This window comes from Paraburkholderia sp., assembly GCF_026225065.1.
Taxonomy (GTDB): domain Bacteria; phylum Pseudomonadota; class Gammaproteobacteria; order Burkholderiales; family Burkholderiaceae; genus Paraburkholderia.
In genome coordinates this window covers 19437-31952 of sequence record NZ_JAMFSB010000145.1, presented here as the reverse complement: position 1 = coordinate 31952, position 12516 = coordinate 19437, and the positions used below count along the sequence as shown (strand labels likewise).

The 12516-nt window shown below is 61.2% G+C and carries 12 protein-coding genes; 7 read left to right on the top strand and 5 right to left on the bottom strand.

Translation table 11 applies throughout. The features are described 5' to 3' along the window. A partial coding sequence (locus M0954_RS11245) for a molybdopterin cofactor-binding domain-containing protein (RefSeq protein WP_297353216.1) occupies positions 1–942 on the top strand: 942 nt, incomplete at its 5' end. Here the strand turns inward: M0954_RS11245 and M0954_RS11240 are convergent. Then, positions 939–2474 carry an FAD-dependent oxidoreductase gene (locus M0954_RS11240; RefSeq protein ID WP_297353214.1) on the bottom strand — a complete coding sequence of 512 codons (1536 nt, stop codon included), beginning with the start codon at positions 2472–2474 and terminating at the stop codon, positions 939–941. The genes M0954_RS11245 and M0954_RS11240 overlap by 4 nt on opposite strands. Positions 2475–2526: 52 nt before the next feature. On the opposite strand from M0954_RS11240, the gene M0954_RS11235 reads away from it, so the two are divergent. Further along, on the top strand, positions 2527–3165 hold the full coding sequence (locus M0954_RS11235) for a TetR/AcrR family transcriptional regulator (RefSeq protein ID WP_297353212.1): 639 nt from the start codon (positions 2527–2529) through the stop codon (positions 3163–3165). 74 nt (positions 3166–3239) lie between these two features. Here M0954_RS11235 and M0954_RS11230 read toward each other — a convergent pair whose 3' ends face one another. Then, positions 3240–4334: a porin gene (locus M0954_RS11230; RefSeq protein WP_297353211.1), complete on the bottom strand. Its 1095-nt coding sequence runs from the start codon at positions 4332–4334 to the stop codon at positions 3240–3242. Positions 4335–4821: 487 nt separating this feature from the next. Here M0954_RS11230 and M0954_RS11225 point away from each other — a divergent pair, with 487 nt between their 5' ends. The 3 genes from M0954_RS11225 to M0954_RS11215 all read left to right on the top strand — a co-directional run bounded on the left by M0954_RS11225 (position 4822) and on the right by M0954_RS11215 (position 7767). Next, on the top strand, positions 4822–5640 hold the full coding sequence (locus M0954_RS11225) for an IclR family transcriptional regulator (protein WP_122154236.1): 819 nt from the start codon (positions 4822–4824) through the stop codon (positions 5638–5640). Positions 5641–5676: 36 nt separating this feature from the next. After that, a complete protein-coding gene (locus M0954_RS11220) occupies positions 5677–6708 on the top strand; it encodes a 2Fe-2S iron-sulfur cluster-binding protein (RefSeq protein WP_297353209.1) in 1032 nt (343 codons plus the stop codon). Between the two features lie 66 nt (positions 6709–6774). After that, entirely contained in the window at positions 6775–7767 is a 993-nt protein-coding gene (locus M0954_RS11215) for an ABC transporter substrate-binding protein (protein ID WP_297353208.1), read from the top strand. A gap of 77 nt (positions 7768–7844) precedes the next feature. Here M0954_RS11215 and M0954_RS11210 read toward each other — a convergent pair whose 3' ends face one another. The 3 genes from M0954_RS11210 to M0954_RS11200 are packed head-to-tail and all read right to left on the bottom strand — an operon-like array spanning position 7845 to position 10962. Continuing rightward, a complete protein-coding gene (locus M0954_RS11210; RefSeq protein WP_297353206.1) occupies positions 7845–9119 on the bottom strand; it encodes an MFS transporter in 1275 nt (424 codons plus the stop codon). A 14-nt stretch (positions 9120–9133) separates the two neighbouring features. Further along, positions 9134–9646, bottom strand: coding sequence for a hypothetical protein (locus M0954_RS11205; protein ID WP_133891340.1), 513 nt, complete (start codon positions 9644–9646; stop codon positions 9134–9136). Positions 9647–9675: 29 nt separating this feature from the next. After that, positions 9676–10962: an aromatic ring-hydroxylating dioxygenase subunit alpha gene (locus M0954_RS11200; RefSeq protein ID WP_297353204.1), complete on the bottom strand. Its 1287-nt coding sequence runs from the start codon at positions 10960–10962 to the stop codon at positions 9676–9678. 152 nt (positions 10963–11114) lie between these two features. Here M0954_RS11200 and M0954_RS11195 point away from each other — a divergent pair, with 152 nt between their 5' ends. Next, positions 11115–11444 carry a non-heme iron oxygenase ferredoxin subunit gene (locus M0954_RS11195; protein WP_074265173.1) on the top strand — a complete coding sequence of 110 codons (330 nt, stop codon included), beginning with the start codon at positions 11115–11117 and terminating at the stop codon, positions 11442–11444. Further along, on the top strand, positions 11445–12437 hold the full coding sequence (locus M0954_RS11190) for a 4-hydroxythreonine-4-phosphate dehydrogenase PdxA (protein ID WP_297353202.1): 993 nt from the start codon (positions 11445–11447) through the stop codon (positions 12435–12437). It begins immediately after the preceding gene. The last annotated feature ends 79 nt before the right edge of the window (positions 12438–12516 follow it).

Genomic DNA, 12516 nt, shown 5'->3' with positions numbered 1-12516 from the left:
TTCGGACCGGCGATGTCGAGTAATGTCTCCGCGTCACTCGATGCAAGCGGGCAGATCGTCGACTGGAAGTACGAGCTCTGGAGCAATACGCATAACAACCGCATCGAAAACGCCGGGCGCTTCATGCCGACATGGTCTTTGTCGAAACCCTTCACGCCCGCGCCACCGAAGCCGATTCCGATGCCTGAAGGCGGCGGCGACCGCAACAGCATTCCGTTGTATCGCGTGCCCAACTTGTACGTGCAGCATCATTTTTTACCCGACATGCCGATCCGCGTGTCGGCGATGCGCTCGCTCGGCGCGTATCACAACATCTTTTCGATCGAGAGCTTCATCGACGAACTCGCGCTTGCTGCGCACGCCGACCCGGTCGCGTTCCGGCTGAAGCATCTGGACGATCCACGCGCACATGCCGTGATCGAACGTGCGGCGCAACGTTTCGGCTGGCCACATCTCGCACACACCGGCGCGCCGTCACGCGGCGTCGGCTTTGCCTTCGCGAAGTACAAGAACCTGATGGCGTACTGCGCTCTGGCTGTCGAAATCTCGATAGAACGCGAGACCGGTTACGTGACGATAGAACGCGTCGCGAGCGCGCTCGATTGCGGGCAGATCGTGAACCCCGATGGCGTGCGCAATCAGATCGAAGGCGGCATCCTGCAATCGGCCAGCTGGACGCTGTTCGAAGCCACGACCTTCGACGAGCACAACATCACGAGTTTCGACTGGAGCGCCTATCCGATCCTGCGCTTTTCTTCCGTGCCGAAAGTGCTCGATGTCGATCTGATCGACCGGCCGGGCACCCCGTTTCTCGGGGTTGGCGAAGCATCGCAAGGACCGATGTCGGCAGCACTCGCGAATGCGATTGCCAACGCGACCGGGCAGCGCTTCAGGGATTTGCCGCTATCGCCGGAAAAGTTGCGCGCGGCGTTGCGGGTCTAGCGCAAGGGTAAGCCGTCGTCCCGTGTCGGGATGAACCAGCGCCGGAGCGCTTCCTCCAGTCCGTCCGTGCTGCCATCCTCAGCGGCCCAGGCAATGCAGGCGTCGGGGCGGATCAGCATCGAAGGTCCTGTATCGACAGCGACGCAGCGTATCCTCTGCGTGCTCGCTGTCACGAGCCTCGTCGCTTTTCCGTCGATTGACGCGTCGAGAAGCACGCCCATCCCATCCTGCATGGCGTCGTAGAGCGAGACGCTGGCATCGCCGTGACTGATCGGCTTGTCGCCAATCAGCCGTCCAACCTCGTCCCGCTCCGAGCCGAGATCGTAACGGCTGGCAAGACCGCTCATAATCTCGCCGATGAAGCGGTTGACGTCATCGAATTGCATGAGGTTCGCCACGATGCCGCGCATTGCACCCGCCTGTGGATCGGGCCGCATGATGGCGGCCTGGGCAAGCGTGTTCGCCAGAACGCCTTCGGCGACCGGTCGCCGCTCGGCCGTGTAGGTATCGAGCAGGCTCTCGGGCTTCTCGCCACGAATCACCGCAGCGAGCTTCCAGCCGAGGTTTGCAGCGTCCACGAGCCCAAGGCTAAGACCCTGACCACCAAACGGCGAGTGGATATGCGCCGCATCGCCGGCAAGCAGCACCCTGCCGCGGCGGTAGGTATCCGCAAGCCGGGTGTTGTCCGTCCATCGGCTGCCGCTTTCAAGCGCTTTGACACAGACGTCCGTGCCGCTGATGCGGCGTAGTACGGATTCGACCTCCTCACGTGTGACCGGCGCCTCGCGATCTTCTGGCGGACCGCTGAAATCCAGCATAACCAGCCGATTGGGGAGAAACCCATAGGAGAACACACCACCCGATGTGCGACGCCACCCTCCGGGCAACAGGCGTTCGGGATAGTCGATCTCGACACTCGCCTGGTACATCGTCATTGTTGGCGCCGTGCCGGGGAAGTCAAAACCGGCCATCTTGCGGATCGCGCTGCGCCCTCCGTCGCAACCGACAAGGTAGGCGCAGCGGATATGGTCCGTGCCTGATGGAGAAGTCCACTCCACCTCGACGCCGTCTTCCTGCTGGACAACGCGGGTTACATCGCACTCGCGGCGCACCTCGATCTCAAGAGCGCGCGCGCGTTCGGCGAGCATGGCTTCGACAGCCTGCTGATCCACCGGGTGAGCACGCCGTTCCGGCTCTCTCTGCGCGTCCTTCCGGATCAGGGACAGCCCCGCGAAATGGCCACTGAACCTGGAGCCTCGACCCCGCGCGTCCGGTCCGTTCTGCTCCGTGAGTTTCTTCATTACCGCGAAGGTGCGCTCCTCTGCGGCGGCGATTGCGGAGACCATCCCACGACGCTGCAACGCCTCGGTTCCAAGCGCTCCGATCCCCAACGCCTTTGTTACCATGCTCGGCACAGCCAGGCGCTCCAGCACGAGGACGCGCACGCCACCTAGTGACAGCTCAATGGCGGTAAGGAGCCCAGTTGGCCCGGCTCCCACGACGACAACATCGGCGTCAAATGACTCTATCATGTACTAAGTCCAAATATGTACTTGGTACATAAATTATGCTACAAATCACAATATGTCAACACCGCCCGACCGTCGATCCCGTAAACGCCTCGCCACGCGACAAGGCATATCAGATGCAGCCACGCGCCTTTTCTTCGAACGGGGCTTCGAGAATGTGACGGTGGACGAGATCGCGGCGGCGGCCGACGTTGGACGGATGACGGTCTTCAATCACTTCCCGCGCAAGGAGGACATGTTCTTCGATCGCGACGAAGAGGGACGCGAGATGCTGCGCGAAGCGTTGCGGCAGCGCCATCCGCGCGTCACGCCGATCGAGGCGCTGCGACTGCTCGCTCACCGGCTGGTTGCGGACCGGAGTCCTTTCGTCGAATTCTCTGCCAGGAGCCTGGGCTTCGTGGAGACGATCGAAAACAGCGAGACGCTCAAGGCTCGGGCGAGAGCGATACGCGACGAGCTCGCGCAATTCCTGACGGTGGCGTTATCCGAATGCGCAGGGCTGGAACCTGCCGATCGCGACGCTCATCTGGCAGCCGGTCTGTTCCTGGCCACGTGGACCGTGGCCTTCACCCAGGGTCACCAGAGCTTTCGCCAGAGTCGCGATAGCGAGAAAGCGAAAGCCACCTTTCTCGCCATGGTTGATAAGGGAACTGTTGGCCTGAAAGCCGCAATGGCGGGCACGCCTTACGCCTGAGACACGCATGAGCCACGCCTGGGCATTACCCCGCGCAACCTGCAGAAGCGTTGCGCGAGGCTTCCCCCCACCGCTCAGAACACCGTGTGAATGCCCACGCGGAACACGGCCTGGCTATTGCTGCTCGAACCTGGGCCGGTATCCGTGATGCCGCTGATTTCCGCCGAAGCGCCTTCATTGGCAATCTGATAGATCGAACTCACGTAAACCGTCGTACGCTTCGACAGGATATAGAACAGCGTTGCGCCAACCTGATTGGCGTGATTGTTGTCGAGAAACGTATTGCCTTTCAGATACATGTACTCGCCGCTCAACATCCACGTCGGGGTGAATTGCCAGCGCACACCCCCTGACATTTCAGCCGCGGCCGCACTGTTACCCATGTTGTGCACGGTCGTGATCAGTCCGTGCAGCGTGATGTTGTCGAACGTGTACAAGGCGCCCACACCCCAGTTGCGTATGCTCACCTGAGGCCCGCCTGTTACGACATACTTCACGTCGGTATAGGCCGCGCCGAGCTTCAGATTGCCCACCAGATAGTCCAGCCCGAAGCTAGATGAATTGCCCGTGCCCACCGACCCCGCCACGTTGCCGAATCCATACATCGCGCCAACCGTCAAACCGCCCAGCGATGGGCTCAGATACTTGACCGTATTCGCGATCGCCGTGCCCTCGCTGCGATCCCAGTCGAGTTCGCCCGTGGGGTTGTTCGGAATGCCGAGACGCTGGAACGGACCCGCCGGAAAGCCGAAGAAGAAGCCGCCGTCGTCGGCCGTGTCGATACCCGATGCCCACAACGACATCGCCATGAAGTCGTACTGGCTACCCATGGTGAACGTCCCGAAGCGGTCGTCCTGCAAGCCGATATACGACGTCTTCGAGAACAGTTGCTGACCGGGTGTGATGCTGCCCGTGTTGACCGAGAACTGGTCGGTCAACTGAAAGATCGCCCTGAGTCCGCCACCCAGATCTTCGGTACCCTTGATGCCCCACAGATTCGGCGTGAACACGCCGTCATTGGCCTTCACGAGGCCGTGCCCGTGCTCGTTGCTGATGTAGCTGACGCCGTTGTCCATCAGGCCAAACAGCGTGACACTACTTTGCGCATACGCGGCGCCGGTAAAGGTTAAACCCAATGCCGCCAAAAGCCCCAACAGTCCTGCTCGCATCCTGCTATCTCCTCGTGTTTTTGTGATGCAACTGCGCTGAACAAACCTGTGTCAGGCGGTGTTCGCAAGCTGGCATCCCTACCGCCTGCCACCTCCACCCCACGCTATACGCGCGCCGTCCCCGTCGGCCGGCATCGCTCCCGCATTACTCGCTTAACGTTCCTTTATACGGAACGTCGTTCCTATTTGTGAGCGGTCGTATTTGGCAATTTCCATTGATCTGTGTCAAGAAATATTCAGCCAGGGTAAGCCCTGAGAACATTACGAGTGGTGCTGCCTCTGCGAGGCGTGAACCAAGCCGCGCGGGCCTGTGGGAGCTTTTTCGATGATTCGCCCAGTCGCCTTGGAACGATTATCATTTGGCATACCGCAACACTTTCGTCCTTACGAGGAGTCGCGACCGCGACTGGACATATCGTGCCAAAAACTGCACAATGTTCTCTTATACGGAACGATGTTCCATTCAATAACTTTTGAGGTAAAGTCTATGGCAACGAATGCATCTGAGGCGCAGCGCTCGAAGGAAGCGGCGGTTGAAAGTCCTGCAGAGGGACGGCTGTCGTCGGTCACCGCGGCTGTCCGCGTGCTCAAGGCATTTTCGGAGGAAGAGCCGGAAATCGGTATCAGCACGCTCGCCAAGCGGCTGAAGCTCGCCAAGAGCACCGCGCACCGGCTTGCCACAACGTTGCTTGCCGAGGGGCTGCTCGAGCAGAACCTGGAGAATGGCCGCTATCGGCTGGGGATCGAGCTGTTCGCGCTCGGCGCGCTCGTGCGCCGGCGGCTCACCGTGTCCACCCAGGCGCTGCCGTTCCTTCACGAATTGAGAGAGAAGACCGATGAGACTGTTCACCTCGCCATCCTCGACGGCACAAGCATCATTTATCTGTTCAACCTCGAGAGCAATCAGGCCATCCGGGTGCGGTCATACATCGGGGTGCGAAAGCCCGCTTTCTGCACCTCCGAAGGTCTCGTCCTGCTCGCGCACAGTGCGCCCGACGTGGTCGGCCGCGTCATCAAGGAAGGTCTCGTGGCGCGCACGCTGAACACCAACACGAGTTCGGCCGCCCTGCTCAAGGTGCTCGAACAGATTCGCGTCGAAGGTTTCTCGATGGACGACGAAGAGTCGGAAGCCGGTATGCGCGGCATTGCTGCGCCCGTTCGCGACCTGAGCGGTCAGGTTGTGGCCGCCATCAGCGTCGGCGGTCCGACTCAACGCCTGACGAAAAAAGCATTGCGCGGATTCACTCCGCTATTGATCAACGCCGCTGAAGGTATCTCGACCCGACTGGGATACCGGCGCCCATAACTCTTGTTTCCTGCCCGGAAGGGGAATAGTGGATCCATGTCTGAACTGACTCATTGCATTACCCTGGAAGGCGGCGACGTCACATTTTCTTGTCCGCCCGACGACACCATTCTCCGATCCGCGCTGCGTGCAGGCATTGCCTTTCCGTACGAATGCAATGTGGGCGCCTGCGGCAACTGCAAGTTCCAGCTCGTCGACGGCGAGCTTCAGCAACGCTGGCCCGAAGCACCGGGCTGGAGCGACAAGGACCGCGAACGCGGCCGCTTTCTCGGTTGCCAGTCGGTGCCCGGCTCCGCCTGCACGATCAAGGTCAGGCCTTCGGCGCCCTACGCGCCCGTCCATCGGCCGCGCCGTGTGGCGGCGACCTTGACGCAATGCCGGCCCATTACGCACGACATTCACGAGTTCCACTTTTCGCTCGACGAACCGCTGCCGTTTGAACCCGGCCAGTACGCGCTACTGTCGTTGCCCGGCGTAACCGGCGTGCGCGCGTATTCGATGAGCAACGTCGCGGAAGAAGGGTCGGCCTTGTCGTTACAGTTCCAGGTGCGCCGCGTGCCGGGCGGAAAAGGCACCGCCGCGCTCTTTGAGGGCTTGCAGCCCGGTATGCGCATCGAGATCGACGGCCCCTATGGTCACGCCTATCTGCGGCGTGATGCGCAGCGGGACATTGTGTGCATCGCTGGCGGTTCCGGTCTTGCCCCGATGATTTCGATCGCCCGCGGTTTTTCTTTCGACCCCAATCTTCAGGACACCAAACTGCACTTCCTGTATGGCGCGCGCACCAGCAAGGACATCTGCGGCCGCGACATGCTCGAAGTTCTGCCCGGCTTCGGCGAACGGATCCAGTTTCACGCGGCGGTCTCGGCACCTGAGCCCGGCGATGCTGACGCCGCTATCAGCCACACCGGCTTCGTGCACGACCTGGCCGACACACTGCTCGGCGACAGCCTGCGCGACATGGAGATTTATTTCGCAGGACCGCCGGCGATGGGCGAGGCTATCCAGCGCATGTTGCTCGCCCGGAAGATTTCTTTCGATCGCGTGCATTTCGACCAGTTTTATTGAACCCACTGCGCAACGGCGACGCGCGCCGTCGGTCGCGCGCGCTGCGCAGTCCTCAGGAGCGACCACGTGTCAAAGCTTAAACTCACCTTCGGCTGCTGGAACTACGACCGCACTCGCGGGCTGATGGATGGATCCGTCCAGCCCGACGGCATCGATCTGAACTATCTGAACATGCCGGTCGAAGAGACCTTCTTCCGGATGCTTCGCAACCGTGAATTCGATGCAGCGGAAATGTCGCTGTCGTCGTACACCATGTCGTGCTTCAAGGATCCACAGCCATTCATTGCCATCCCGGTGTTTCCCTCGCGCTTTTTCCGGCACTCGTGCATCTACGTCAACGCGAACTCCGGTATCAAGAGTCCTAAGGACCTGATTGGAAAGCGCATCGGCAACCCCGAATATCAGATGACGGCGCCGGTCTGGATCCGCGGCATTCTGTCCGACCATTACGGCGTGCCGGTCGACAGCGTCACATACTTCACCGGTGGCGAAGAAGAGCCGAACCGTTCGGAAAAGCTCAAGCTCGACTTGCCGGACAACATCCGCGTGGAGCGGATCGGACCGGAGAAGACCCTGTCGCAAATGCTCTACGACGGCGAAATCGACGCGCTCTACACGGCGCGCATGCCCTCGTCGTATCGGAAAGGCGACGGCAAGGTGACGCGGCTGTTCGAAAACTACGTCGATGTCGAGCGCGAGTACTTCAAGGAGACGGGGCTTTTCCCGATCATGCACACGGTCGTCGTGCGCCGCGAGATTTACGAGGCGAACCGCTGGGTTGCGCAATCGCTTTACAAGGCGCTCGTAGAATCGCAACGCCGAACCTACGAAGACCTCAACGAGACCGCTGCGCTAAAGGCGATGCTGCCGTGGCTCAACTCGCACGTCGAAGAAGTCCGCAAGGAGATGGGCGATGACTTCTGGCCGTATGGCTTGCAGAAGAATCGCGCGAATCTGGAAGTGTTCTTGCGCTATTCGTACGAGCAGGGTCTTTCCAGGAAACTGCTGACGCCGGAAGACCTGTTCGCACCCGAGACGTTCGAGTCGTTCAAGATCTGACGCGTATGTAGCAAGACACGCGGCACGGTGAGACTTCACCGTGCCGCGAGAACATCTGGACTGCTCATCTGTTGTATCTAGCGCACGGGCTCCTGAACCCTCGCATCGTCATCAGGTACAACGGCGTAGGCGGCGTAGACATCCCGCCGCTCAGGATAGACGTACGGCCCAAGGCGGCAAATCGACACGATCGATACGGCTGTCAGCCCCACAAAGCCCCACAGCGCGACGTGATACGAATGCAGCAGGTCGTAGCACAGGCCGGTCAGGAAGATCATGATGCCGGCGCCCCATCCCCAGCAGGCCCAGATACCGCCACAGACGCGCCCGAACAGCCTCAGGTCGAAATAGCGGCTGACAATGAACGTGATGATGTCCGCCTCGGCACCGATGCTGACGCCGATCAAAGCGGCCGCCACCATCGCGGAAGTCCCCGTGGCGCCGTTCGCCAGGATCAGCACGCCGATCATGGTGATCGAGAACGACACTGCGGCGACGTACGGCGCATGCACGCGATCCATCAGATACCCGGCCAGCAAACGCCCGACCGCGGAAGACAGGCCGGCGATCGATAGCATGCTGGTTGCAACACGGATCGTTGCGCCGCGGTCCATCATCATCGGCACCAGTTGCGATAGCAGCGCAAGCATCACCCCCGACATGCAGAAGATGGCCAGGCCGAGCTGACGAAAACTGCGGCTAGTCCGTGCGATCTGCGAAAGCTTCGGCAAGTCTGCATTGTTCTTTCGGGTACGCGGCGTAAGTTGCGTCTCGCGGGGCATCTTCACAAGAAAGTACAGCGCGGGCAGGGAGAACGCGGCAACCGCAACGGCGACGCCGAGATAGCCGGCGCGCCAGCCGAAATTGCGCAGCAGATAGCCCGCGTACTGCGGCATCAGCGCGCCGCCTACGGCCGTTCCGCCGACCGTCAAGCCGAGCGCAAGGCCGCGATGACGATCGAAACGGGCACACACGACCTTCGCGTACGGCAACGCATTGCTGCCGGGCGCAAAAAATCCGACCAGCACGAATGCCAGGCAGAACAGCGGTATCGATGGCGGCATCACGCTGACGAGCGCGATTGAAAGCGCGAACAACGTCAGGAACACCAGCGTGGGTTTGCGCACGCCCCAGCGGTCGACCAGCGAGCCAAGCACGATTGTGCCCGGCCCCATCGCGAATTCGAAAATGGTCAGGCCAAGCGATACCTCCGATCGTCCCCAGTGATTCTGTGCGGCAATGGCACGGATAAAGGTGCCAAACATGAATGCCGATATCACCCCGGCGCCCACCGAAAGGCAGATGGCGCCGCCTACGACGGTCCACCATCGATTCAATTCTTTACTGTTCAAGTCTCACTCCACAATTATTCGCCGACGCCCAGCGCGTCCAGCAAATCGTCGAGATAGCCGGTGTCGTTCACCAGCATCATCGTCGTACACAAAGGCCGCAACGTGTCCGAAGTCCGCGAGTCTGGCGACGCGGTACCGGGACGCCGGCGGATCAACCCGGAAATCGTGACAGGCCGGCCGCGGTAGGCGCACGCGGCCAGCACACCTGCGGCCGGATCATCCCCCTCGTCGCCGACGATGAGGACAAGGTCCACCGGGTCCGCCCACTGCGCGAGGCGCTCGGGCGCCATCGAGCCGGAGCCGGGGTCGGTGGACGCGCGAAAGTCCGCCGGCCCCGAAAAGCGCACATGCGACGATGGCGCGCGCGAGCGGCACAAGGCCACCTCCGGGTCTGCCTCGTTCAGGAAGATTACCCGAGCCGTGCGGGGCGACGCATTCGCTGCCCGTATCCGGAAGCGCGCTTCCGGCCAGCCGGAGGGAGAGGGTCGCGCCTGAGCGCGCCTGGATTCGGATTCGCGTGTTTGCATCAGTGGACGTTTTTGCCGTTTGTCCGGTATCAGACCGTGGTATGGGGCTTGCCCGGTTCGGCGCGCAGTGCGTCCTTCGCGCCTTCCTTAAACGGAACGTCGCGCGGGAGCACCGTTGCAACCGAACGGATGCTCTGCGCCACGGCGTCGCGGCCCGGCGGCAGTTGTCCTTGCTCGGCCAGTGCACGGGCGGCTTTCATCAAGCGGTTGCGGACCATGATGATGCCGTTGTCGGTCGATACGAGGTTTTCTCGCGTGCGGTCCTGGATCGCCCCCATGCTTTCCTGCAGCGACGCATCCTGCATGCCGATGCCTTCCACACCACTGTATGTATGGCCCGCCTTCTGCGCCGCGCGGTCCATCAGGTAATCGTTGTCCTTGTTCTGCAGCGGACGATAGGTACCCGGCACGTATTTGACGTGAATGCCGTGGCCTTCCTTCATTGCCTGGATCTCTGCTTGCGTCAGGTCGCGCGTCGGGTGGTAATCGAAGCTCCACGCCCAGCAATGTTCGTCATCGATCGGCACCCAGAAATGCCCATGCACCGGATGGTCGCCGCGCGGCGGCACTAGTGTGAAGCAAGGCATCACCCACGGCGTGATACGCCAGTAGTATTGCTCGTTCTCCGCATTGCGGCGCGCGCCGATGAAAAGGCCACCCTCTGTGTCGACAACCTCGAACACCGGGCTCAGGTCGCTGAGGTTGTACTGATTGCCTTTTGCCCCCTTAAACAAGGGGTCGTGATGCAGGCTGGCGCCGTGCAGGAACGAGACGTGGCTCGAATCCACGCCGCCTTCCAGCGCCTGCAGCCAGTTGGTTTCCTGAAAGCGCTTGGTAATGAAGCTGCGCCCGAGCGGCAGTGTCGCAAACTCGAATTCCGGCGGGGGCGGCTGATCTTCCGGCGGACCCATGTACACCCAGACAATGCCGCCGCGCTCGATCAGCGGATAAGACTTGAGCTTGATGCGGTTGCAAAAACCGCTTTCAGCCGGCTCCGACGGCACCTCCATACATTGGCCGTTCACGTCGTACTTCCAGCCATGGTACGGACAGCGAATGCCGCCCTCCTCGTTGCGCCCGAACCAGAGCGACACGCCACGGTGCGCACAGAACTCGTCGATCAGGCCAAGACGCCCCTCGGAATCGCGAAACGCCAGCATCCGCTCCGACAGTAACTGCAGTTTGACCGGCGCGCCGCCCGCTTCCGCAACTTCCTCGGCCAGCAGTGCCGGCAACCAGTAACGGCGGAACATCTCGCCCATCGGCGTGCGGGTACCCGTTTGCGTCAACAGATCGTTTTGTTCTTTCCTCAACATGTTTTGCCCTTGCGTTCTTGATAGCAATTCTTCCGTCCGGCGCCACGCCAGTAGGACCTCAAATTTCACTTGTTCCATATGAAGGAACAGTGTTCTTTTCAATAGAACAAAGTTATCATCCGCTCGAATCCTTTGTCAAACGGAGATTTCCGATGCCGCAGTCGTGTACCCGCATGGGGCTTTGTAAAGTTTCAGATGTCAGTTCCGGGAAGGCCATCAAGATCGAGAAGCAAGGTCTGACGCTCGCCGTGTTCAATGTCGCCGGTGACTATCTGGTCACGGACGACGCCTGTACACATGGCCCAGGTTCACTGTCTGAAGGGTGTATCGACGGGGAAGTCGTGGAATGCGACTTCCACAATGGCGCCTTCAATATCCGCACGGGTGAAGTGGTGGCGCCGCCGTGCATGATTCCGTTAAAGACGTACAAGACCTACGTGGAAAACGACGAGGTTGGAATCGAACTTGTGGAGTCCGAGTAAATGAGCCGCCCCAAAATTGCCATCGCACTAGGCGACCCGGCCGGGATTGGCCCGGAAATCGCGCTCAAAGCAGCGCTTGACCGACGCGTTCTGGAAATCTGCGAACCGATCCTCGTGGGAGATGCTCAGGCACTCGCCTACCACGCCAAGGCCAGTCAGATCGACGCCCGCATCCATTCGGTTCAGTCGGCGAAGCAGCCGGCGATCACCGGTCCCGCGGATGTCACGCTCATGGCGCTCGACCACTTCTCGGCCGAACCGCTGCGCGTCGGCAAGGTCGCGGCAGCGCATGGACGCTCGGCTATCGAGTCGGCACGCGTCGCCATCGAAGCGGCCATGGCGGGCGACGTCCGCGCCGTGGTCGCCTGCCCGCAGACCGAGTACGCCATCAAAGAGGCGGGCATCGACTTCGACGGTTACCCGTCGTTTGTCGCGCGTTGCACGGGCACGCCCGTCGACGACGCTTATCTGATGTTGTGCTTCGATTCCACGCGCATCGTGCATACGACGCTGCACGTGAGTCTGCGCCACGCCCTCGATCTGATTACCGAGGCACGTGTCCTGAGCGTGATCAGCGCGGCTCATGCGGTACTCGCCCGCCACGGCAAGCCTGTGCGGATCGCTGTCGCCGGTCTTAATCCGCACGCCAGCGAAAGCGGCATGTTTGGCGACGATGAGGCTCGTATCATCGAGCCCGCGCTGAAAGCAGCACGCGAGCGCGGCATCGATGTCGACGGCCCCTTCGGCGCCGATACGATGTTCAAGAAGTCCGGCTACGACGCCTTCATCGTGATGTACCACGACCAAGGGCATATCGCCGCCAAGCTGCTGGCCACCAACCGGACGGCAGGCATGACGATCGGCACGCCCATCCTGTTTTCCTCTGTGGCGCACGGTAGCGCGCTCGATATCGCCGGCCTCAATCAGGCGAGCCCGGAAGCCGTCGTGGAAGCAGTACACCGACTCGTGCACGCATCGCCGGATCAGGTCTGACCGTTGTTGAGTGCGAAGCCGATTTTATTGTCGTGACGGCGCACGCAAGACGCCGCTAACAAAAAGAAGTTCCTTTCCA

Excerpts from the sequence above, each read along its gene's own strand:
- M0954_RS11190 (WP_297353202.1), top strand. The coding sequence starts at position 11,445 with ATGAGCCGCCCCAAAATTGCCATCGCACTAGGCGACCCGGCCGGGATT.
- M0954_RS11240 (WP_297353214.1), bottom strand. The coding sequence starts at position 2,474 with ATGATAGAGTCATTTGACGCCGATGTTGTCGTCGTGGGAGCCGGGCCA.
- M0954_RS11200 (WP_297353204.1), bottom strand. The coding sequence starts at position 10,962 with ATGTTGAGGAAAGAACAAAACGATCTGTTGACGCAAACGGGTACCCGC.
- M0954_RS11235 (WP_297353212.1), top strand. The coding sequence starts at position 2,527 with ATGTCAACACCGCCCGACCGTCGATCCCGTAAACGCCTCGCCACGCGA.
- M0954_RS11195 (WP_074265173.1), top strand. The coding sequence starts at position 11,115 with ATGCCGCAGTCGTGTACCCGCATGGGGCTTTGTAAAGTTTCAGATGTC.
- M0954_RS11225 (WP_122154236.1), top strand. The coding sequence starts at position 4,822 with ATGGCAACGAATGCATCTGAGGCGCAGCGCTCGAAGGAAGCGGCGGTT.
- M0954_RS11220 (WP_297353209.1), top strand. The coding sequence starts at position 5,677 with ATGTCTGAACTGACTCATTGCATTACCCTGGAAGGCGGCGACGTCACA.
- M0954_RS11205 (WP_133891340.1), bottom strand. The coding sequence starts at position 9,646 with ATGCAAACACGCGAATCCGAATCCAGGCGCGCTCAGGCGCGACCCTCT.
- M0954_RS11230 (WP_297353211.1), bottom strand. The coding sequence starts at position 4,334 with ATGCGAGCAGGACTGTTGGGGCTTTTGGCGGCATTGGGTTTAACCTTT.